This window comes from Bacillus sp. S14(2024) (genome assembly GCF_050473785.1).
In the GTDB taxonomy this organism is placed as follows: domain Bacteria; phylum Bacillota; class Bacilli; order Bacillales; family Bacillaceae_G; genus Bacillus_A; species Bacillus_A yunxiaonensis.
Map to the genome: position 1 here is coordinate 1,760,989 of NZ_JBFLUP010000006.1, position 21,580 is coordinate 1,782,568.

At 36.7% G+C, this 21,580-nt stretch carries 22 protein-coding genes and 1 pseudogene; 17 read left to right on the plus strand and 6 right to left on the minus strand.

Features of this window, described 5'->3' with window-relative positions:
• Positions 1-5: 5 nt before the first annotated feature.
• Together AB1279_RS09340 and AB1279_RS09345 are read right to left on the minus strand one after the other, a co-directional pair.
• On the minus strand, positions 6-437 hold the full coding sequence (locus tag AB1279_RS09340) for a DUF2621 domain-containing protein (RefSeq protein WP_429748687.1): 432 nt from the start codon (positions 435-437) through the stop codon (positions 6-8).
• Between the two features lie 101 nt (positions 438-538).
• Complete coding sequence (locus AB1279_RS09345; protein WP_429748688.1) at positions 539-838, minus strand: hypothetical protein; 300 nt, start codon at positions 836-838, stop codon at positions 539-541.
• Between the two features lie 256 nt (positions 839-1,094).
• On the opposite strand from AB1279_RS09345, the gene AB1279_RS09350 reads away from it, so the two are divergent.
• The 3 genes from AB1279_RS09350 to AB1279_RS09360 all read left to right on the plus strand — a co-directional run bounded on the left by AB1279_RS09350 (position 1,095) and on the right by AB1279_RS09360 (position 3,017).
• Entirely contained in the window at positions 1,095-1,787 is a 693-nt protein-coding gene (locus tag AB1279_RS09350) for an aspartate/glutamate racemase family protein (protein ID WP_429758508.1), read from the plus strand.
• Between the two features lie 76 nt (positions 1,788-1,863).
• Entirely contained in the window at positions 1,864-2,451 is a 588-nt protein-coding gene (locus AB1279_RS09355) for an AAA family ATPase (protein WP_429758509.1), read from the plus strand.
• Positions 2,448-3,017: a DJ-1/PfpI family protein gene (locus tag AB1279_RS09360; RefSeq protein WP_429758510.1), complete on the plus strand. Its 570-nt coding sequence runs from the start codon at positions 2,448-2,450 to the stop codon at positions 3,015-3,017. The genes AB1279_RS09355 and AB1279_RS09360 overlap by 4 nt, the downstream gene beginning before the upstream one ends.
• A 77-nt stretch (positions 3,018-3,094) precedes the next feature.
• Here AB1279_RS09360 and AB1279_RS09365 read toward each other — a convergent pair whose 3' ends face one another.
• Positions 3,095-4,042 (minus strand): class I SAM-dependent methyltransferase, encoded by a 948-nt coding sequence (locus AB1279_RS09365; RefSeq protein ID WP_429758511.1) that lies wholly within the window; start codon positions 4,040-4,042, stop codon positions 3,095-3,097.
• A 215-nt stretch (positions 4,043-4,257) separates the two neighbouring features.
• On the opposite strand from AB1279_RS09365, the gene hutP reads away from it, so the two are divergent.
• The 7 genes from hutP (at position 4,258) to AB1279_RS09400 (ending at position 14,893) form a co-directional block, all read left to right on the plus strand.
• Positions 4,258-4,698, plus strand: coding sequence for a hut operon transcriptional regulator HutP (gene hutP, locus AB1279_RS09370; RefSeq protein WP_429748692.1), 441 nt, complete (start codon positions 4,258-4,260; stop codon positions 4,696-4,698).
• A gap of 107 nt (positions 4,699-4,805) precedes the next feature.
• On the plus strand, positions 4,806-6,323 hold the full coding sequence (gene hutH / locus AB1279_RS09375) for a histidine ammonia-lyase (RefSeq protein ID WP_429748693.1): 1,518 nt from the start codon (positions 4,806-4,808) through the stop codon (positions 6,321-6,323).
• Between the two features lie 16 nt (positions 6,324-6,339).
• The gene (hutU, locus tag AB1279_RS09380; protein WP_429758512.1) at positions 6,340-7,998 is read left to right on the plus strand and encodes a urocanate hydratase; all 1,659 of its coding nucleotides are present in this window, start codon (positions 6,340-6,342) and stop codon (positions 7,996-7,998) included.
• A gap of 12 nt (positions 7,999-8,010) precedes the next feature.
• Positions 8,011-9,282, plus strand: coding sequence for an imidazolonepropionase (hutI, locus tag AB1279_RS09385; protein WP_429758513.1), 1,272 nt, complete (start codon positions 8,011-8,013; stop codon positions 9,280-9,282).
• The gene (gene hutG / locus AB1279_RS09390; protein ID WP_429758514.1) at positions 9,261-10,232 is read left to right on the plus strand and encodes a formimidoylglutamase; all 972 of its coding nucleotides are present in this window, start codon (positions 9,261-9,263) and stop codon (positions 10,230-10,232) included. The genes hutI and hutG overlap by 22 nt, the downstream gene beginning before the upstream one ends.
• 255 nt (positions 10,233-10,487) lie before the next feature.
• The gene (locus AB1279_RS09395; protein WP_429758515.1) at positions 10,488-14,636 is read left to right on the plus strand and encodes a S8 family serine peptidase; all 4,149 of its coding nucleotides are present in this window, start codon (positions 10,488-10,490) and stop codon (positions 14,634-14,636) included.
• Positions 14,637-14,695: 59 nt separating this feature from the next.
• The gene (locus AB1279_RS09400) at positions 14,696-14,893 is read left to right on the plus strand and encodes a phosphatase PAP2 family protein (RefSeq protein ID WP_429758516.1); all 198 of its coding nucleotides are present in this window, start codon (positions 14,696-14,698) and stop codon (positions 14,891-14,893) included.
• A gap of 270 nt (positions 14,894-15,163) precedes the next feature.
• On the opposite strand, the gene AB1279_RS09405 is transcribed toward AB1279_RS09400, so the two are convergent.
• Both AB1279_RS09405 and AB1279_RS09410 read right to left on the minus strand, forming a co-directional pair.
• Positions 15,164-15,307, minus strand: coding sequence for a DUF7695 domain-containing protein (locus AB1279_RS09405; RefSeq protein ID WP_429758517.1), 144 nt, complete (start codon positions 15,305-15,307; stop codon positions 15,164-15,166).
• Between the two features lie 96 nt (positions 15,308-15,403).
• On the minus strand, positions 15,404-15,832 hold the full coding sequence (locus AB1279_RS09410) for a hypothetical protein (RefSeq protein WP_429758518.1): 429 nt from the start codon (positions 15,830-15,832) through the stop codon (positions 15,404-15,406).
• A 347-nt stretch (positions 15,833-16,179) separates the two neighbouring features.
• Here AB1279_RS09410 and AB1279_RS09415 point away from each other — a divergent pair, with 347 nt between their 5' ends.
• Positions 16,180-16,605, plus strand: coding sequence for a GNAT family N-acetyltransferase (locus tag AB1279_RS09415; protein ID WP_429758519.1), 426 nt, complete (start codon positions 16,180-16,182; stop codon positions 16,603-16,605).
• Positions 16,606-17,030: 425 nt separating this feature from the next.
• Here AB1279_RS09415 and AB1279_RS09420 read toward each other — a convergent pair whose 3' ends face one another.
• Positions 17,031-17,609 (minus strand): TetR/AcrR family transcriptional regulator, encoded by a 579-nt coding sequence (locus AB1279_RS09420; RefSeq protein ID WP_336483484.1) that lies wholly within the window; start codon positions 17,607-17,609, stop codon positions 17,031-17,033.
• A gap of 231 nt (positions 17,610-17,840) precedes the next feature.
• Here AB1279_RS09420 and AB1279_RS09425 point away from each other — a divergent pair, with 231 nt between their 5' ends.
• The 6 genes and pseudogenes from AB1279_RS09425 to AB1279_RS09450 all read left to right on the plus strand — a co-directional run.
• On the plus strand, positions 17,841-17,984 hold the full coding sequence (locus tag AB1279_RS09425) for a hypothetical protein (protein WP_429758520.1): 144 nt from the start codon (positions 17,841-17,843) through the stop codon (positions 17,982-17,984).
• Positions 17,977-19,167, plus strand: a complete 1,191-nt coding sequence (locus AB1279_RS09430; RefSeq protein ID WP_429758521.1) for an MFS transporter — start codon at positions 17,977-17,979, stop codon at positions 19,165-19,167. Before AB1279_RS09425 ends, AB1279_RS09430 begins: the two co-directional genes overlap by 8 nt.
• A 403-nt stretch (positions 19,168-19,570) precedes the next feature.
• The gene (locus AB1279_RS09435) at positions 19,571-20,017 is read left to right on the plus strand and encodes a MarR family winged helix-turn-helix transcriptional regulator (protein ID WP_429758522.1); all 447 of its coding nucleotides are present in this window, start codon (positions 19,571-19,573) and stop codon (positions 20,015-20,017) included.
• A 150-nt stretch (positions 20,018-20,167) separates the two neighbouring features.
• Positions 20,168-20,449 carry a DMT family transporter gene (locus AB1279_RS09440; protein ID WP_429758523.1) on the plus strand — a complete coding sequence of 94 codons (282 nt, stop codon included), beginning with the start codon at positions 20,168-20,170 and terminating at the stop codon, positions 20,447-20,449.
• Complete coding sequence (locus AB1279_RS09445) at positions 20,431-21,309, plus strand: LysR family transcriptional regulator (RefSeq protein ID WP_429758524.1); 879 nt, start codon at positions 20,431-20,433, stop codon at positions 21,307-21,309. The genes AB1279_RS09440 and AB1279_RS09445 overlap by 19 nt, the downstream gene beginning before the upstream one ends.
• Positions 21,310-21,349: 40 nt before the next feature.
• Positions 21,350-21,523, plus strand: a pseudogene (locus tag AB1279_RS09450) (DDE-type integrase/transposase/recombinase); the annotation flags it as partial.
• Positions 21,524-21,580 lie beyond the last annotated feature (57 nt).

Below are 21,580 nucleotides of genomic sequence, written 5' to 3' on the forward strand. Positions count from 1 at the left end.
GAAGCTCAATTGGCTAGCAACGATTGATAACGTGAGTAGTCAATTTGCTTTTCTTTTAATTTTTTAATTAAAAATTTATGATCCCGTTTTGGAGTTGCTAGAATATATCCTTTAATGATTAAATCTTCCGTTATTTGTGATGCTTGTTCTTCTAAGGCGAGTTCTCCAATTTTACCAGCAATTTTAGACCGAGCGACGTCGCGAAATAGCTCTGGAACAGGGCTGACAAGTTCTTCTAATAAAGCCTTTTGCTCAGCTTTCCATAAATGCCTCGTTTCATCGATATAATGTTGTTCCCAATCTAAAATGGACATACCATCTTCTTTTGGTAATCGTTTTAAGAATTTTCGGAACATAAAGTATCCACCAATGGACATGAGTCCTAGTAAAATAACTGTCCATATGACAATAAACCAACTGAACCATCCTTCAAGCAACATAATTCCCCCTTTATGTTATTAGAAACCGATTCTTTTTTTTATTATAAGCAGTGAGATTCATAGAAAGCAAGAAAGCTTGACCTATTGGCCAAGCTTTCTTATACAAAGTATAATTGTTCAATTCGGAATGTTTCTGTATCATCTTCGAAATATTCGATGATTAGCGTGCCAACTTTGCGATTTTTATCCTCGGTAGTGAAAATAGAATAAGAAGTAAAGCGTGCTATTGATAAGCCGCTAATATGTGTAGGAAGGGCAATATATTCGTTGTTTTGAAAGAAAGTCATAAGTTCAATGTCTTCAAACTGCTTGCGATTTTCAACTGCTTCTCCAGTATAACGCTTTTGTAATTGTTTCAATGTTTCGTTCCATGATCGTACCTTTGTGTCGTATACCATTGTTCAAGCTCCTTACTGTATGTAGTAAAAAGAACATATGTTCCTATATAGTATACTCCTTTTAAAAGAAAAGGAAAAGCAAAAAATAATGTAAGCTTGGTTTTTCAAGCTTACATAACGGAAAAATACGTTCAATTTAATCTCTGTTTTTTATTATAAGACAGATGGAAAAAGGAAACAAGGTAAGAAGTATCTTGCTTATAATTTTGAAAATTCCATATAATTAATAGAGAAGATTTTTGCAGGGAGGAAAATTATGAAAACGATTGGGCTTATTGGTGGAATGAGCTGGGAATCAACTGTAGAGTATTATCGGATTATTAACGAAGAAATAAAAAACAAATTAGGAGGATTGCATTCAGCAAAGTGTCTTTTATATAGCGTTGATTTTGAAGAAATTGAACGTTATCAATCAGAGGATAACTGGAAACAAGCAGGTGAAGTGTTGGGGGAAGCTGCATTTTCATTAGAAAAAGGTGGCGCTGGTTTTATTATTATATGCACAAATACGATGCACAAAATTGTAGATGACGTAAAAGAAAAAATCAATATTCCTATTTTACATATTGCCGATGCTACAGCCAATCAAGTGAAAAAGAAAGGAATTAGCACGGTAGGTTTACTTGGAACAAAATATACGATGGAGCAAGAATTTTATAAATCTAGATTAGAATCAAACGGTATAAAGGTGATAGTTCCAAATGAAAATGATAGAGAAATTGTAAATAAAGTGATTTATGAAGAATTATGCTTAGGAAAAGTGTATCAAAAATCAAGAGATTACTACAAAGAAGTAATTAAACGTTTAGTTTATAACGGAGCTGAAGGAATTATATTGGGCTGTACAGAAATTGGGTTATTAGTAAAACCAGAGGATTCTAGCGTTCCATTATTTGATACGGCTTTCATACATGCTGTTGAAGCTGTTAATAAATCTTTAGAAGATTGAGGGAATCTGATTTTAATGAAAGAAGGCATTGGAATAAAAGGTTTAAGGAATGATAAACAACTTTTGGATAAAAAGGATGAAGAAAATGAGAAATATTATATCATTACAAGGGTCTATGGCAAGTGGAAAAACAACGTTAGCAAAAAGATTAGAACAAAAGGGAATACGGATTGTGTACGAAAATCCGTATCCAATTGTCCAAAAGAGGAAAGAAATGCAGTTAGATATTGGTACAAAAGAAGGATTTATTGCAAATCAGAAACTTTTTATTGAAGCGAAAATAGAAGAATTTCAGCAGTTACCTAATGATATTACCATTTTTGATCGCGGACCTGAAGATATTGAATTTTTTACATTACATTATCCAAAACTAATAGGGGAAAATTGGGACATTGAAAGAGAAATGTCAAATGAATTAAGGGAACTACGGAAATGTCGTTCACAGGCTATTTTTTATTTGGCTGCTTCAAAAGAAGTACTACAAAAAAGAAAAGAATTTGATGATGTAAGACAACGAAGTACATTTGAAGAACAAATAAAATTAATAGAAATAGAGAAAAGATGGTATGAACAATTTCCAGTCACGTATTTGAATGTAGATGCAAAGTCAGTAGAGGAAGTGGAATACTGTTTTACAAAATGGTTAGAGGAGACTGGTATATGAGGAAAAAAATATTAGTTTTGATTTATCCTACTTTTGCAGAATTTGAAATTACAGTTGCTACTGCTGCTTTAAAAGATTCTTATGTAGTTGAAACAGTTGGATTAACAAAAGAGATTGTTGTAAGTGAAACAGGATTACAAGTGAAACCACATTATGAACTAAGTGAGGTATATATAGATGATTATGAAGGAATTATTATTCCTGGTGGTGATTTAGTACACGTAAAAGATTCGGAACTATTATTTGAACTTGTACGTCAAATGTATAAAAAAGAGAAGCTAGTTGCTGCGATATGCGGAGGACCGTTTGTATTAGCAACTGCTGGTATTCTACAACATATTTCATATACTGTTACATTAGATTATAGAAAATTAGATTGTTTTTCTAAGGAACATTTTATCTATAAAGAGGTAGTATGTCATCAAAATATTATTACAGCACAAGGACATGCATTTGTCGATTTCGGACTTGCCATTGCTAAATATTGCGGTGTATATACAGAACATAAATGTAACTTTTATCATGGACAAAGAAACGTAATGATGGAAAACATGTTGAAAGAATAATAGTTTGATAAGAGAAGGATCTTTTCATAAAGAAAGCTGTCTTCAAAAAAGACAGCCTTGTGTATGTACAATTTTTGTTATTTTCTACAGCGATAAACCGCAACAGCCTTCGGATCGCGCCATATGCCGTTGTGGTGAGATAAAATCCGTTCTATTTCAACTTGTAACCATTTTTTCATCTCTGTATGTAAGTGAAAATCATCTGGAATATTTAGCGATGGAAACATACTTGCTATATAATTTACAATAGGTGCAGATTCATGGAAAAGAAGAGAGTTGTGAATAACAGTTTCCTCAACAATAGGAAAAACTGCGCTCAATAGTTCTTTACCGTTTTCTAAACAAAATGGACTAGCCGTAGGTGACTTTTCAGGTAACCCAAATGCGAGTAACATTCGATTACACATTTCTTCTATACGTGGTAATGACGCATAGGAATTTGTTGTAGCTAGAAAACCACCATCTGGACCGATAATATTTTTAAACCCTCGAATAGTCTTTTCGACATCGGTTACATGATACAACATGTGACGTGCAATAACCCAATCGTAAAAATTATAGGGAAAAGGGAGTTTCGTCGCATTTCCAATTACCCATTCAATAGTTCTTTTATTGCTACTGTTATTTTTTGCTTCTTGAATCATAGTGGGGGATTGATCTAACCCTGTAAGCTGACCTTGGTGACCAAGTTTTTGTAATGTTATAAGAAATTTTCCAGATGCACAGCCAATATCTAATATTTTTTCTTGTGCTGTTAATTGCAATTGAGAAATTACTATTTTATCTAAATCTACTGGTTTTTCTTCATATTTTAGATGTGTATCGATTCGTACTTGCAGATGGTCATTCACTGTATATTGCCGTTTTACATCATTCATCTTTTGAGATTCCACTTGCGCACAAAAATTTCGAATGGCATGCGTTAACACTTCTGTTTTGTTAAGCCCTTCATATGCCAAAGCTGAATCAAATCTTTCTAGCAAGTCGTTACATATTCTAAAATGAATATCTTTTCTTTTGACCATTTTCTTCCTCCTCTAAGCCGTTAGAGAGAATATAGCATGCGTCAAATTTTGCTGTAAACAAATTGTGTACACAATTGCAGGTTACTTTTGTAAAAAAATGTGTGATAAATATTTTTTATTAAAATTTTTATAGTAAACCATTGACGATTTAAACGTTTTCATTTATTCTTAAATTAAGAAATATTTAAACAATTCAAAAGAAAAGAGAGAGTCACATGCTTCTTCATGGAACACAACGAATTGGTCGCATGGCGATGCTTCTTGCACTTGCGGAGGAACACGAGAGTCCGATTTTATCCCTTCCAAAAGGATGGACATATTGTACGGGCAAAGTTGGTTCAATGAATTCGCAAAAAGTTGTTGCTGCAATGGAAACAGCTGCACGTAGTAACCATGTTATTCAAACAGACGTTTACAGAGAAACACACGCGCTTTACCATGCAATTATGGAAGCGTTGTACGGAGTAACGAGAGGACAGATTCAGTTAGCAGACGTTCTTCGTACAGTAGGGCTTCGATTTGCGATTGTGCGCGGCACACCATACGACGGTGAAAAAGAAGGCGAATGGGTTGCTGTGGCGTTATATGGTACGATAGGTGCGCCTGTGAAAGGATCTGAGCATGAGGCGATTGGATTAGGTATTAATCACATATAAAAAACTGCCCATAGTTAATTAGTTAAGAGGGGGCCTTACTTTTTAGGACATTAGTCTGTCTTAAAAAGATAAGGTCCCCTTTTGCTTTTTTTAAAAGGAGGAAAATTATGATTACGTTAACTGGACATTCATTAACATTACAAGAAATGAAACGAATACTGTTTGAAAGAGAGCAGGTAACTGCTTGTCCAAATAGCATGCAAAAAGTTACAGAATGTAGGCAAGCTGTAGAACAAATTGTTGAAGAAGGTAAAGTAGTTTACGGCATTACAACAGGATTTGGAAAATTTAGTGATGTACTAATTCAAAAAGAAGATGTGAAAGCGCTTCAACATAATTTAATCCAATCTCATGCATGTGGTGTTGGGGAACCTTTCTCTGAAGAAGTATCACGCGCTATGCTTGTGTTACGTGCAAATACAATGTTGAAGGGTATTTCTGGTGTTAGACCACTTGTTGTAAATATGCTTCTTGAACTTGTGAATCGTCAAATTCATCCCGTTGTTCCGCAGCAAGGTTCACTTGGAGCGAGCGGAGATCTAGCACCGCTTTCTCATCTTGCTCTTGCTTTACTAGGAGAAGGGGAAGTGTTTTATAAAGGCGAGCGTGTTCACACGATGATCGCTTTGACAAAAGAAGGTTTAGAACCAATCACATTAGAAGCAAAAGAAGGATTAGCGCTTATTAACGGAACACAAGCAATGACTGCACAAGGGATTGTAGCGTATTTAGAAGCAGAAGCAATCGCTTATCAAGCAGAATTAATTGCTTCAATGACGATTGAAGGATTACAAGGCATTATCGATGCATTTGATGAAGATGTTCATCTTGCACGTGGATATAAAGAGCAAGTAGAAGTTGCAAATCGTATTCGTAATGTGCTTCATGATAGCAAACTTGTTACGAAACAAGGGGAACTTCGTGTACAAGATGCGTACTCACTTCGCTGCATTCCACAAGTGCACGGAGCATCTTGGCAAGTGTTGAATTATGTGAAAGAAAAGTTAGAAATTGAAATGAATGCCGCAACTGACAATCCGCTTATTTTTGACGGCGGTCAAAAAGTAATTTCTGGTGGAAACTTCCACGGACAGCCAATTGCGTTTGCAATGGATTTCTTAAAGGTAGGAATGGCAGAGCTTGCAAATATTTCTGAACGTCGTATTGAGAGACTTGTCAATCCGCAGTTAAACGATTTACCACCGTTCTTAAGTCCAGAACCAGGTCTTCAATCCGGTGCGATGATTATGCAATATGCTGCAGCAGCACTTGTTTCAGAAAATAAAACGTTAGCTCATCCAGCGAGTGTAGATTCTATTCCATCATCAGCAAATCAAGAAGATCACGTAAGTATGGGAACAATTGCGTCGCGTCATGCACATCAAATTATTCAAAATGTACGCCGCGTACTAGCAATTGAAACAATTTGTGCGATGCAAGCAGCTGAGTACCGCGGTATTGAACAAATGAGCACGCAAACGAAAGCGTTTTATCACCAAGTTCGCCAAATCGTTCCATCTATTAAAAATGATCGTATTTTTTCAACAGATATTGAAAACACGGCTCATTGGTTAAGAACAACAAATTGGACAATGGACCGCATTAATGCAAATACAACACTATAATAAGGGAGAGATTACAATGGAAAATGTAAAACAAACAATTCGCGCACCAAGAGGTACTGAGTTAAATGCAAAAGGTTGGGTACAAGAAGCAGCACTTCGTATGCTTATGAATAATCTTGATCCTGAAGTAGCAGAAAAGCCGGAAGAGCTTGTTGTATACGGTGGTATCGGCCGTGCTGCTCGTAACTGGGATAGCTATCATGCAATTGTAGAATCTCTTAAAAATTTAGAGAGTGATGAAACATTATTAGTTCAATCTGGGAAACCGGTTGCAATTTTCAAATCTCATGAAGATGCACCGCGCGTTCTTCTAGCAAACTCAAATTTAGTACCAAAATGGGCAACATGGGAGCATTTCCGTGACCTTGAGAAAAAAGGCTTAATGATGTATGGCCAAATGACAGCTGGTAGCTGGATTTACATTGGTACACAAGGGATTTTACAAGGAACGTATGAAACATTTGGTGAAGCAGCACGTCAACATTTTGGCGGTTCATTAAAAGGGACATTAACAATTACTGCTGGTCTTGGCGGTATGGGTGGTGCACAGCCGCTTGCTGTTACGATGAACGGCGGTGTTGTGATTGCAATTGACGTTGATAAACGCAGCATCGATCGCCGTATTGAAAAGAGATACTGTGATATGTATACAGAATCTCTTGAAGAAGCATTAGCTGTTGCGAAGGAATATAAAGAAAAGAAAGAGCCTATTTCGATTGGATTATTAGGTAATGCAGCTGAAATTTTACCAGAGCTTGTAAAACGCGGCATTACACCAGACTTAGTAACAGACCAAACATCTGCACATGATCCGTTAAATGGTTATGTTCCAGTTGGTTATTCATTAGAAGAAGCTGCTGTGCTTCGTCAAGAAGATCCAGAGCGCTACGTACAATTATCAAAAGAAAGCATGAAAAAGCATGTGGAAGCAATGCTTGATATGCAAAAGAACGGTGCAATTACGTTTGATTATGGTAACAACATTCGTCAGGTTGCATTTGATGAAGGCTTAAAAAATGCATTCGATTTCCCAGGATTTGTTCCAGCATTTATTCGTCCGCTATTTTGTGAAGGAAAAGGACCATTCCGCTGGGTAGCACTTTCTGGTGATCCAGAAGATATTTATAAAACAGATGAAGTTATTTTACGTGAATTTGCTGATAATGAGCATTTATGTAATTGGATTCGTATGGCGCGTGACCAAGTTGAATTCCAAGGACTTCCATCTCGTATTTGTTGGTTAGGATACGGAGAGCGTGCGAAATTTGGCCGTATTATTAATGAAATGGTAGCGAACGGTGAATTATCTGCACCAATCGTTATCGGCCGCGATCATTTAGACTGCGGATCTGTTGCTTCGCCAAACCGTGAAACAGAAGCAATGAAAGATGGCAGTGATGCTGTAGCTGACTGGCCAATTTTAAATGCGTTAATTAACAGTGTAAACGGCGCAAGCTGGGTGTCTGTTCACCACGGCGGCGGTGTTGGTATGGGATATTCTCTTCATGCGGGAATGGTTATTGTTGCGGATGGAACGGAAGCAGCAGCAAAACGAATTGAACGCGTCTTAACTTCTGACCCTGGAATGGGTGTTGTTCGTCACGTTGATGCTGGATATGACCTTGCGGTGCAAACAGCGAAAGAAAAAGGCGTTAATATTCCGATGATGAAGTAAGGGGGAGAAAATATGCTAGACATGTTACTAACGAATATCGGTCAATTATTAACAATGGATCAAGAAGATGGATTACTACGACGGGAAGCGATGAATACGCTTCCTGTCATTGAAAACGGTGCGGTAGGTATTGAAAATGGTGTTATCACATTCGTAGGAACAATGGAAGAAGCGAAGGAATTACATGCAAAAGAAGTTGTGGATTGCGAAGGGAAAATGGTTTCACCAGGTCTTGTGGATCCGCATACACACCTTGTATTTGGCGGCTCTCGTGAAAATGAAATTGCTCTCAAACTACAAGGTGTACCGTATTTAGAGATCTTAGAAAAAGGCGGCGGAATTCTTTCTACTGTAAATGCTACAAAACAAGCAACAAAAGATGAACTTGTTGAAAAGGCAAAATTCCACCTAGACCGCATGTTGTCTTTTGGTGTAACAACAATGGAAGCGAAGAGCGGTTATGGATTAGATGACGTAACTGAGTGGAAACAATTAGAGGCGGCAGCACAAGTTCAGAAGGAGCATCCAATTGATGTTGTGTCAACGTTCTTAGGGGCTCATGCAGTGCCGAAAGAATATAAGGGAAAATCAAAAGAATTTTTACAGTGGATGCTTGACTTGTTACCAGAAATTAAGGAAAAGCAATTAGCAGAGTTTGTTGATATTTTCTGTGAAACAGGAGTATTCTCTGTTGAAGAATCAAAAGAATTTTTACTCAAGGCAAAAGAACTTGGTTTTGATGTGAAAATGCATGCGGACGAAATTGATCCACTTGGCGGTGCGGAAGCAGCTGCTGAGATTGGTGCAGCATCAGCTGACCATTTAGTTGGAGCATCTGATAAAGGGATTGAGATGTTAGCAAATTCAAATACAGTTGCTGTACTGCTGCCAGGTACAACATTCTACTTGAATAAAGAAAGCTTTGCGAGAGGCCGTAAAATGATTGATGATGGTGTAGCAGTAGCTTTAGCGACTGATTTCAATCCCGGTAGCTCTCCGACAGAAAATATTCAACTCATCATGAGTATTGCGATGTTAAAGTTAAAAATGACACCAGAAGAAGTATGGAATGCTGTAACAGTAAACTCAGCGTATGCAATTAATCGCGGTGATGCAGCTGGAAAAATCCGTGTTGGACGTAAGGCGGACATCGTATTATGGGATGCATACAATTATGCGTATGTACCGTATCATTACGGCGTTAGTCATGTAAATACAGTATGGAAGCAAGGGAATATTGCGTATACAAGAGGTGACAAGGCGTGGAGCAAGGCCACTATTTAAAGAAGAATGCAAAGTTTATTGACCGTGAAGTAACGAAATGGAGCGATATGATTAAGAGCTGGGATGAAAGCGAAGAAATCTTCGGAGCAGCATTAATTGGTGCTCCGCTTTCAAAACCATCCATTAGTCATTCAGGAGCATGCTTTGCACCGAACACGATTCGAGCGATGTTAGATGCTTATAGTACGTATGCAATTACAGAAGAGCATGATATGAAAGATAGTGTTCTGTATGATTGCGGTGATATTACGATGCATGTCACGGATATAAAAGAAAGTCATGCGCGCATTGCGAAGACGTTAGAGAGTCTTACAAAGTTGAATCCACAGATGGTACCAATTGTTCTTGGCGGAGACCATTCTATTAGCTTTCCAAGTATAAGTGGTTTTGCAAGAAGCAAAGGTAAAGTTGGGATTATTCAATTTGATGCCCATCATGATTTACGAAATTTAGAAGATGGCGGACCGTCAAACGGTACACCATTTCGTAGTTTACTAGAGAATGATGTGATTACAGGGAAGCAACTGGTGCAAATTGGGATTCGAAACTTTTCTAATGCCCGTACCTACCATGAATATGCAAAAGAACATGGAGTAACCGTATATACGATGCAACATGTTAGAGAGCGTCATATAAAGGACATTATTACAGAAAGTATTGAATTACTACGCCATCAAGGTGTTACATCTATTTATATTTCTGTTGATATGGACGTATTAGATCAAGCTTTTGCACCAGGGTGTCCGGCAATTGGGCCAGGCGGTATGGATAGCACCACGTTACTTGATGCAATGACAGTACTTGGGCAAGAACCTCTTGTGGCGGGTATGGATATTGTGGAAATCGATCCAACGCTTGATTTTCGCGATATGACAAGCCGCGTAGCAGCACAGGTAATTATGAGTTTTTTACTAGCGCGCGAAACGGTATTTGCTTCTTGCGAAAAGTGAAATTGCCCCATGGATGAGACATCATACTAATGTATAAATGAAACAGAAAAGCTAACAATCAGTTGGCTTTTCTGTTTTTTATTTGTGAAGGGTTATGCTTTATGTTGAAAAATGATATTTTTTTATTTAAATTGTCGAAATATATTTACTATTATTAGAAAATAATGTATATTCTAAATAATCGGTTTTTCAGTTAGGGATATAAAATTTATATTGCAGAAACCGTTTATTTTGTTTTATGGGGGTAAAGACGTTATGGGACAAAAAAAGAAAAATAAAGCGGTTGTAGCGGTGCTTACTACAGTGCCTTTGTTGTTTTCAACAACGGCATTCGCGGAAACAAATCAAACGGGACAAGCAGCACAAATAGCGAATGTAGCAAAAGAGATAAAACAACAGCTAGCTAATACTTCGTCACCTGATATACAGTTTAACAAGAAAGAAGAAGTGCGAGTTATTGTGAAATTAAAAGAGAAGTCTGTTCTGGAATATGCACAAGAAAAAGGGATGGACTATGCAAAAACTTCTAAAAGTAAAAAAGAACAAATTCAAAATCAGGTACAAAGTCAGCAAAGCAGTGTAAAGAAAAAGATTAAAAAAGAGGGCATTCAAATGTCCTATAAGGAAAGTTTTGATACTGTATATAATGGTTTCAGCGGTAGTGTAAAAGCGGAGGAGATTCAAAAAATACAAGACCTTCCAGAAGTGGAAAGTGTACATATTGTAAATGAATATAAACGTCCAGAAGTGAAACCAGATATGATTACAAGTAAAGAGATGGTACAATCACAGCAAACATGGGGGGATTATGGTTATAAAGGACAAGGTATGGTTGTAGCTGTAATTGACTCAGGAATTGATTATACACATAAAGATATGAAATTGTCAGACCCTTCCAAAGAGCGCTTGACGAAAGAAAAAGTAGCAAAAACAGTTGATCAAAATGATATGAAAGGAAAGTTTTATACAGATAAAGTTCCTTACGGATATAATTATTTTGATAACAATGAAGAAGTGCGTGATATAGGACCTGGGGCAAGTATGCACGGTCAACACGTAACAGGAACTGTTGCGGCAAATGGTGATGAAAATACGGGCGGTATTAAAGGTGTTGCACCAGAAGCACAGGTTTTAGCTTTAAAAGTATTTAGTAACGATCCAAACTATGAGTCTACATTTGGAGATATTTACATTAAAGCTATTGATGATGCGATCAAGTTAGGTGCAGATGTTGTGAATATGAGTTTAGGTTCATCTGCTGGATTTGTTAATGATAGCAATCCTGAATCAAAAGCTATTCAAAATGCGGTTGATAATGGAATTGTTATGTCTATTTCAGCTGGAAACTCTGCGTTTGCAGGTTCAGGAAAGGATACACCGTTTGCTTCTAATCCTGATTACGGCACAGTTGGTTCTCCAGGCATTGCCCATGATTCTCTGCAAGTAGCTTCTGTAGAAAATTCTCATATTCAATTAGATGCTATGCAAGTGAAAGTAGATGGAGATAAAACTATTAAACTAGGTTGGAAAGCTCAGTCAGGTCCTAATTTCTTAGACACAGTGAAAGATAAAGAAGTAGAGCTTGTATATGTTGGTGATGGAGCTGAGAAAGATTACGAAGGAAAAGATGTAAAAGGAAAAATTGTTGTAGCGATTCGTGATGCTGCAAATCCAAATTATACGGAAATCCAAAAGAAAGCAGAAGAAAAAGGAGCTGCTGGTATTATCGTACGCCCGCGTGTTGCTCACGGTGACTATGTGTCTATGGCACTGGATGCACCGAAAATCCCGCTTGCTTCTGTAAGTATTAAAGATGGAAATACATTAAAAGAATTGTTAACAGCAGGTAAAAAGGTATCGGTTACATTTGATGGATCTCGTCTAGAGATTGTAAATCAAGAAGCTGGCACAATGTCTGACTTCACATCATGGGGAGTAACACCAAATTTAGATTTTAAACCAGAAATTACAGCTCCAGGAGGAAAGATTTATTCTACACTAAATAACGACCGATATGGTTTAATGAACGGTACATCTATGGCAGCACCGCACGTAGCTGGGGGAGCTGCACTTGTTCTTGAGCGTGTTGAGAAGGAATTTAAATTATCAGGTGCGGAGAAAGTATTACGTACGAAAAATTTATTAATGAATACTTCAAAGCCAGTTTTGGAGAAAGGCGACAATAATACACAATTAGGTTTAGAAAATTATGCATCTCCGCGTCGTGAAGGTGCTGGACTTATGCAACTCCATGCAGCTGTTGAAACGCCAGCTATGGTATATAACAAAAAGACTGGTGAGGCAAAAGTTGCACTAAAAGAGATTAAAGGAAATACAGCAACATTCACGTTAGCTGTCCAAAACTTTAGTGATAAACCGTTAACGTATAAAGTGAGCGGGAATGTACAAACAGATTTAGTTGTAAAAGAAAAAGACGGCATTGATCATATGGCGCTTGAGTCGCAAGAATTAAAGGGTGCAAAAGTAAATGCTCCAGCCGCAATTGAAGTAGAAGCTGGGAAGACAAAATCTTTTGATGTAACAATTGATTTATCGAAAGTGACAGTTCTCGATTCTTCACTATCGTCACAAGTATCACCAGAAACTGTATTCCCAAACGGATACTTTGTTGATGGTTTCATTAAATTAGAAGCAGCCGATAAAGATGGACAGCCAACGTTACATGTTCCATTTGTTGGTTTTAAGGGAGATTGGAGTAAAGCACCAATTTTTGATAACGGTGTATACGATGAGAAGTCATACTATGGACGCACAGGGTTAGTAAATGAAAAGGGTGAATACTTAGGGAAAAGTGAAATTACAAAGCAGTTTCATAAAGATAAAATTGCAATTTCTCCAAATGGAGATGAATTAAATGATCGTGTAACGCCAGTGTTTTCTTTACTACGCAATGTAGAGAAATTAGAAGTTGCTGTTGTAGATGAAAAAGGAAAAGTGCTTAGAAAAATTCGTACAGATGAGTTGTTAACAAAGAATTATGATGGTAGTCGCCCTGAAAGACAATTTTATATCTCAGATAATTATACATGGGATGGCAAGATAAACAACAAAGTAGCCCCAGATGGCACGTACTACATTCAGTTAAAAGGAACATTAAATGGAAAAGAACAAACGGTAAAATATCCAGTAATTGTTGATACGAAAGCACCGGTGGTAACATCGTTTATTGACAATGGAGATGTAATAATTGGAGCGCAAGACAGTGGGGCGGGTGTGAACTATTTACGCGTTGCTTACGTTGATAAAGATGGAAACATTGCGAAAGTATTCCCAGAGATGTTAGCGCCAGATACAAAGAAATTTACATTACCAGAAGATGTGCCGGCAGGACTACATGTAGCAGTTATTGCGTTTGACTATGCAAATAATGCGACTGTGTCATTTGTAAATGACAAAAAAGAAACAAATCTTCCGGTTATTGATTTGAAATCTCCAGAAACATTGAAGACGTGGAATACAAAGGACGTTGTCTTTGAAGGAAACGTATCTGATGAATCTGGTATTGCTGAGTTTAAAATTGACGGAAAAGATATCCAATTAAAACCAGACGAAAAAGGAAATCTATATTCGTTTAAAACAACTTTACCATTTGAAGATGGTATACATGCTGTAGATGTGTATGCAAGAGATGGTTCTGGAAATAAATTTTCTATTCAGCGCCAATTTATCGTTGATACGAAAGCGCCAAAACTTACTGTAACACGTGCACCAAAGTATGTCGGTAAAAATGAAGAATCAGCGAAAATTAGTGTTGATATTGAAGACAATTTTGATGAAGCACGTTTATATGTGAATGGCAGCGAAGAGTACGCACATGCATTTGTTGAGCCGTATGAAATGAGGGCATTTAAGCATACTGTCGAAAATATTGAAGTACCATTAAAAGATAGCGTAAATACATTTAAGATTGAACTTGTTGATGTTAGTGGTAATAAAACAGTAAAAGAAATTCAAATTGTAAAGGGAGCATCTGGTTGGGTTTATGACCAAGGTGTATGGTATTACTACGATAATAACGGAGTAAAGAAAACAGGTTGGGTATCAACAGGAAACAAATGGTATTATCTAAATGACAGCGGAGTAATGCAAACGGGCTGGGTATCAGTAGGAGGCAAGTGGTACTACTTAAATAACAGTGGAGCGATGGAAACTGGTTGGGTATCAGTAGGAGGTAAGTGGTACTACTTAAATAGCAGCGGAGCGATGGAAACAGGCTGGGTGTCAGTAGGAGGTAAGTGGTACTACTTGAATAACAGTGGAGCGATGGAAACAGGCTGGGTGTCAGTAGGAGGCAAGTGGTATTATCTTTACAAAGATGGTTCAATGGCAGTGAATACCGTTATTAATGGTTATAAACTTGGATATGACGGTGCGTTAATATAAGGAAGAAAGGAGAGGGTGACGCACCTTCTCCTTTTTATAAACGTTTTCTTGGGTGCTTTATGTGGTTATTAGCATTTTTAACAGGATTCTCACGTATTTGGAGTGGACAGCATTATCCATCTGATATTATAGGAAGTGCCTTAATCGGGAGTCTAACTAGTATTGTTGTTAACGTTATTGTATGGTTATGGAATTCTTTTGTTTTATGCATTGTGAAAAGCTACAATCGTGCCTGTGCTTTCGTAAGATTACATTAATCATGAATGAAATATGAAATGCGTGTAGCATCTTATTAAGGTAGATTCGAATTATATTGTTGGGAAATAAGTGGGATATGAGGCAAGAAGTCTTGTATATCAATGTTTCCTAGTTCGTCCCAATAGTTAAAATAACAAATTTATATTGAAATTTTGAAGCGAACTGTTCAGTACCAAGAGGGTTGCATAGTAAGTATGTCAACTCCTCATCCTCCCGATCTCTTTCGAGTTCGGTCCGGTACCGTTGACATACCCAAGCAGCTACCTTTTTTACTGGACATTTTCTTCCCATTCTGTAAGATCGGCAAAATCATCAAGTTTTCCCGTTACTCTTGAATATTTTAATCCGCCATCGATGGCTATTGCCTGATCCGAGCAATATTTGAAATCGTGAGTAAACTTTAACTCTAGCACTAAACAAATAAGTCTCGATTAGTATTCTATTAATTTTGGTAATATAGTATGTAGGTTTATTTTTGTTTATCAAATTGAATTTAAATAACTATAAAACTAATCTTTTTCAACTGTATATCTAACTTGTTTAAAGGTTACTATGTCTCCATTTTCGGCATCATCTTTAGTTTGCAAAAGTTGAACTTTAGGTTTGTAGTCCGTCCTATGAGCATCTTTGATACCCTTAATGTTAAGTTTGTAGGATTCATCATTTTTTATTTTTTGTTCAAATACTTTTTTATTGGCAACAAAAATAAAGGTCACTTTATTTTCATCAATTCCCTTAGTCATAAATTCTAATTGATTATCTTTTGTTGTAATTGTCGATGTTAATAATTCAATACTTCCGTTTCCAGTTTCTTGTTTAGTAGCAACTTCATAAGCACCTCTATCACTTGAATCTAAAGAATTTTCTATTATATCTGAACATCCGGATAATGTGATGCCAACAAATAGAATAAAACTTAATCCAATTATCTTTTTCATAAGATCACCCCAACCCCAAAAAAATTTTCGACTTCGTCAGTCGTCAGCAGGGGAATGAATTGTCATTCCCAACTCGTTAGCGTGGAACATAGATGATTAACTGTAAATACATTGAAATCATACCATTATGTGTTAATTACAAACAAGGTGTATATGGGATGATTCCCCTATAAGCTCATCCTTTTTCAAAATTTTTTACGTTTCCTAGCATAGATGTTTCTTCTACTTCAATGAGGGATTATGTTAACTTTTACATGAATATGATATATACTTAAATCTGAACATTCGGAAGAAAAAGAAGTACAAAAATGCTAACTTGAAATTATAGAGAGATAGGGGGAGAATTTATGAAAAGACAATATACAATCTCAAATTATGCACCAACATTAGAAGAATATAAATATTTATGTTCAGTTGTGGGTTGGGAAGATTATATGAACTTTGATGTTGCCGAAATATCATTAAAAAATTCTGTTTTTGCCGTTACAGTTAAGGATGAGAGTAAGGCCATAGGAATGGGAAGAATTGTTGGGGATGGAGCTATTTACTTTTACATTCAAGATGTGGTAGTTCATCCAGATTATCAAGGAATGGGTATTGGCAAAAAAATTATGAATGCGTTAGTAGAGTATCTAAAAGAAAACGCACCAAATAAAGCGTTTGTAGGATTATTCGCATCAGAGGGAAAAGAAAAATTTTATGAAAAATATGATTTTAAGGATTACTCACCTAGTATGACAGGAATGTTTACTGTAATAACGAAATGTGATTAAAAAATTTATATCGGGGTCCCGCCCCATCGCTATCAAGCTAACAAAAAAATTCCCCCTTAAATGAAAAAAACGCCATCCTTTCTGTATATTTCTACAAAAAGAATAACGCTTTCTATGAATTATGGATATAAATTCCTCTTAGGTTGATAGGCATGTGACGCTACCACATACCCACCAACTTAAGATAAATTTGTATTCGTATAATATAATGCTCCTCAATACCCTCTAAATTCACACTATCCAACTCATTAGTATGGTTGGAAACCCAGTTTATCGGTCAGGTATAGATTCAAAAAGTGTTCTTCGATTCTCCAGTGGTCGATATCGCTCAGCTATATTAAAGTGATGAAAGGTCATGACGGCTTATATGGAGAGAGCGGAGAATCGGCAATTTCGTGGTAAATAAATTTTTGTTCGAATGTTATTCATGTCAATCGGATTCCTTCAAACGCATTCATCACCAAATGATGCACATAGGAATCATCCAACTTTTCGCCAGTTACGAGCAAACGATAGAAAATCGGCCCGTAAATGAGATCGATGCTTAATTCAATATCGAGAGTTTCTTTCAATTCTCCTCGCTGAATTCCCTTTTCCAGAAGATGCTTAGCTTGGAGTCGCCGGGGCTGAAAATATCGGGTACGATATTCCTTAGCCAATTTTGAATCAAACTGCCCTTCGCCTATTAACTCCGTAATAATGGTCCCTTCCCGACTTGTCAAAAATCTGGCTAAACTCGTGGCGTGAATTAGAATATCATTTAATGCCGAGCCCGTATCAGGCACAGGCAATTTGGCAGCGGCAGCAAAAAGAAAACCATCCATTACCACGGCTGCCTTGTTAGGCCACCATTTATAAATCGTGGCCTTGCTAACTTTAGCACGATCTGCAATTTTATCGACCGTGACCGCTTTAAAGCCCGTTTCCAACAATAACTCATAGGATGCGGAAAGGATAGACTTATGCGTTTCGACATTACGCGGCCGACCTCTTTTACTTTGCACATTAATCATTCCTTCCAAAATATAAACTATACGTTTAGTATACTTAATTTGAATAAAAAATAAAATAGCCTATTTACAAAACTGAACGTTTAGTATATTATTTATTTTAATTAATGAACTAAACGTTTAGTATTTAAAATTCAAAAAATCTTACAATGTTAACTGATGCAACTAAGCATAAGACTCCACAAGAACTTATTACAATAATACATGGGAAAGGAGAAGAGAGAGATGGCACAATTGAAAGTCTTGAAAGAAGAGTTGGATGCAGTTCAGACTCAATTTAGTAAAATGGCGTCTAACACTGCGGCAGCATTTGCCAAGATGATTCAAGAACTTCGGGATAATGGTATAGGAGGAGTTAACTATGTCTAATTTAAAAAATCAAATAATTGATAAAAATATTTCAACAGGGTTAACCATACTTCTAGCAACTGCATGTGGTATCATTGTAGCTAATCTTTATTATGCACAGCCCTTAGTTGGATTAATTAGCTCTGCAATTGGGCTTTCTACTAGTAGTGCTGGATTGATTGTAACGCTAACTCAAATTGGATATGTTGTCGGCTTACTATTTCTTGTGCCTTTAGGAGATATTGTTGAAAACCGAAAGCTAGTAGTTATATCTTTACTTCTAAGTACAGTTGCCCTGACTGCCACAGTATTTGTGAAACACGGCATTCTTTTCCTAGTGGCTTCATTCTTCATCGGATTGGGATCGGTCGCAGCACAAGTCCTCGTACCTTTTGCGTCATACCTTGCATCAGAAGCTACACGCGGCCGCGTTGTTGGTAATGTCATGAGTGGTCTGTTACTTGGCATCATGCTGTCGCGTCCGATATCAAGCCTAGTAGCTGACATTTGGGGATGGAATGCAATATTTGCCTTGTCTGCGGCAGTAATTCTTCTCTTAGCGATCATATTATTAAAAGTACTCCCTACTAGGAGGCCAATGGCAAACACAAACTATACAGCCTTACTCGGTTCAATGTGGAAACTACTGCGAACTACCCCAATCTTACGCCGTCGCGCAATTTATCATGCGTGTGTATTCGGGACTTTCAGCTTATTCTGGACTACTGTTCCGTTATTATTGTCTAGCCCTACTTTTCATTTTTCTCAGAAAGATATAGCACTGTATGCGCTTGTCGGAGTTGCGGGTGCGGTAGCTGCGCCAGTAGGTGGCCGTCTAGCTGATCGCGGATGGACTCGGCTTGCCACTGGGATAGCTCTCGCTGTTGTTATCATTTCTTTATTACTACCACTCATGATTCGGAGTAGCTCGCCCGTTGGAATAGCCGTTTTAGTATTTGCAGCTATTCTGTTGGACATGGGAGTATCCGCAAACCTTGTGCTTAGTCAACGTTTGATTTTCTCTTTGGAGCCAGAAATTCGTAGTCGATTAAACGGATTATTCATGGCCATTTTCTTTTTGGGTGGTGCTGTTGGATCCTCTATCGGAGGATGGGCATACGCCTCAGGTGGATGGGGTGCAGCATTATGGATGGGAATCGCTTTTCCGATCATAGCACTGCTTTATTTTGCCACGGAGAAATAGTTCTTTAATCAAACTTTAGCAGTCAGGATTCGTCTGACTGCTTAATTTTTGGTATGTCCAAGCTTTAGAGATTAATTGCAATTGTTTTGAGGTTTTTGCACCAGAACCAGATTTTTTGTCTCTATCGCTGTAAGGGTACAAAACTCACCATGTAAAATATCTCCGAATTCTATGTAGGCTATGATAAAAAAGAGCTTGTGTCAGAAAACAAGCTCTCTTTAAAAGAAATAACGCAATTGAGATGTCTATATATTACCAATTAATTTATTAGGATTCCATACGTCTCATGTTGAGAAATAAATTATAAGTGGTTTGATAAAACTAAAATGAATTATTGACATAATATTTTGACGATCATATAATAAATCTCGAATTAGAAGTATTTTCCAAGGGGTTGGTGATTATGAGTGTGATTAATAATGATGAGAATTTATCTTTAAAGTTATTTATTATATTATCACGAGCAGTACAGTCAATCACAAAGCGTATTGAAGAAGATATAAAAAGTTATGGACTTAATCCAACTGAATTTGCAGTTCTTGAGTTACTATACAATAAAGGCGATCAGCCTATACAAAAAATTGGAGACAAAATATTACTTGCAAGTAGCAGTATCACGTATGTAGTTGATAAGTTGGAAAAGAAGAGGTTCTTAATACGAAAACCATGTCCTAAAGACCGCCGTGTCACGTATGCGTCAATTACTTCAGAAGGTATTGAATTGATGGATACTATTTTCCCTCAGCATAAAGAGGCGATTCGGCAAATATTTGGTGGTTTGGACTCTAGTGAGAAAAAAGTGATAATCGAACAGTTGAAAAAACTAGGATATTATGCGCAAGAACTATAAATTTTTGAACATATATCTCGAATTAGTAATATCCTAATTAAACATAAATTAAATAAAAGTAAAAAATCCCCTCTGGATTATGACATATGTCATAATACTCGTTAATCCAATCATGATAAATTAACCTAAAAAATGCAAGGGAGAAGCGGTATGTATAAATTACTTTCCGCACTTATTGGTGCTCTCATCGCACTTATAATCCCAGTAAACGACATCTTATCAGAAGTTATAGGAAACTATAAAGCCAGCGTTCTTATTCACATTGTTGGATTGATTGCGGTTATTATCATTTTACTAGTGAGGAAATTAAAAATTAAGATTCATAAAGGAATCCTGCTCTACTTATATAGTGCAGGGGATAAGTGTTCTTTTAAGAGTGAATTTTTAATAAAAGCTGAGAGTGGGTGCCAAGAATGGAATTACGACATTTAGAGTATTTTATTCAGGTTTGTAATAATGGTAGTTTTACTAAAGCTGCGGAAGTTCTAGGTATTTCACAGCCGACTTTAAGTCAACAAATACGTGTGTTAGAAGGTGAACTTGATACACCTTTATTTCATCGAGTTGGAAGAGGTATCAAAATTACAGAAGCAGGTAAGTTACTATTTGATAAAGGTAAATTTATCATGCAGCTATTTGATGAGGTTCATAATGAGATCTTTGAATTAAAGGGTGTGAAAAGAGGTGTGATTACTATAGGAGGGTTATTAGAGGACCTCACCTATTTAACACCTTATATAATGCAATTTCAACAACATTATCCCAACATCTTAGTAAAAATCATAGAATCAGAAGTTGCTGTAAATCAAATCGTTGAAAAAAATATTGATATAGGGATCACACGTAGTTTTCAAACTCCAGACACATTAACAAGCACACTTTTGTATAGCGAAGAGCTCGTCCTTGTGATTCCAAAAAATCATCCTTTGAATGAAAAATCATTTGTTTCTTTTCGAGAATTAGTAGGGCTGAGTAGAATAATGGTTTCAAACAGTTGTCGTGAATCAATTAAGATATATTGTGAAAATTTAGGGTTATCTTTATCTGAGGCAAATATAGAAACAAAATCTTCTATTTCTCTATTGAGTCTTGTATGCAATGGACATGGGGTTGCCATAATACCACTCTCACTGGTTGATTATGTTAATAGTGATTCTTTGAGCATAGTTCGTATTGTTGATCCAACACCAAGTCAAGATATTAATCTTATTCACTTTGATGATAAATTTTTAAGTTTTGCAGCACGTATCTTTATGCAGAAGTTAAATGATCCTGAAAAAGTATCAGTATAATAGAAACAATAATGATTCTAGTGCGAAAACTTCAGGGGAATTGAAAATAATCTATAAATCTTGGGATGAGACCTATATTAAAGTCAAAGGGCAGTGGATGTATATGTATGGTGCAGTCGATTCAAAAGGGAATACCATTGATTTTTATTTAAGGAAAAATGGAAAAATCAAATCAGCCAAGTATCTTTTCATATGCGCCTGTTCCTCATTTTATTAAGAGCTGAGTCCTTCCAATGTTAAGGTTCAAGTCTTTTGACACGGCTACATCTAT

Coding starts and splice junctions, on each gene's coding strand:
- AB1279_RS09445 (WP_429758524.1), top strand. CDS start 20,431: ATGGAATTACGACATTTAGAGTATTTTATTCAGGTTTGTAATAATGGT.
- hutP (WP_429748692.1), top strand. CDS start 4,258: ATGCTTCTTCATGGAACACAACGAATTGGTCGCATGGCGATGCTTCTT.
- AB1279_RS09440 (WP_429758523.1), top strand. CDS start 20,168: ATGTATAAATTACTTTCCGCACTTATTGGTGCTCTCATCGCACTTATA.
- AB1279_RS09365 (WP_429758511.1), bottom strand. CDS start 4,042: ATGGTCAAAAGAAAAGATATTCATTTTAGAATATGTAACGACTTGCTA.
- hutH (WP_429748693.1), top strand. CDS start 4,806: ATGATTACGTTAACTGGACATTCATTAACATTACAAGAAATGAAACGA.
- AB1279_RS09345 (WP_429748688.1), bottom strand. CDS start 838: ATGGTATACGACACAAAGGTACGATCATGGAACGAAACATTGAAACAA.
- AB1279_RS09410 (WP_429758518.1), bottom strand. CDS start 15,832: ATGAAAAAGATAATTGGATTAAGTTTTATTCTATTTGTTGGCATCACA.
- AB1279_RS09435 (WP_429758522.1), top strand. CDS start 19,571: ATGAGTGTGATTAATAATGATGAGAATTTATCTTTAAAGTTATTTATT.
- AB1279_RS09360 (WP_429758510.1), top strand. CDS start 2,448: ATGAGGAAAAAAATATTAGTTTTGATTTATCCTACTTTTGCAGAATTT.
- AB1279_RS09430 (WP_429758521.1), top strand. CDS start 17,977: ATGTCTAATTTAAAAAATCAAATAATTGATAAAAATATTTCAACAGGG.
- AB1279_RS09400 (WP_429758516.1), top strand. CDS start 14,696: ATGTGGTTATTAGCATTTTTAACAGGATTCTCACGTATTTGGAGTGGA.
- AB1279_RS09395 (WP_429758515.1), top strand. CDS start 10,488: ATGGGACAAAAAAAGAAAAATAAAGCGGTTGTAGCGGTGCTTACTACA.
- hutU (WP_429758512.1), top strand. CDS start 6,340: ATGGAAAATGTAAAACAAACAATTCGCGCACCAAGAGGTACTGAGTTA.
- AB1279_RS09415 (WP_429758519.1), top strand. CDS start 16,180: ATGAAAAGACAATATACAATCTCAAATTATGCACCAACATTAGAAGAA.
- hutI (WP_429758513.1), top strand. CDS start 8,011: ATGCTAGACATGTTACTAACGAATATCGGTCAATTATTAACAATGGAT.
- AB1279_RS09350 (WP_429758508.1), top strand. CDS start 1,095: ATGAAAACGATTGGGCTTATTGGTGGAATGAGCTGGGAATCAACTGTA.
- AB1279_RS09425 (WP_429758520.1), top strand. CDS start 17,841: ATGGCACAATTGAAAGTCTTGAAAGAAGAGTTGGATGCAGTTCAGACT.
- AB1279_RS09355 (WP_429758509.1), top strand. CDS start 1,864: ATGAAGAAAATGAGAAATATTATATCATTACAAGGGTCTATGGCAAGT.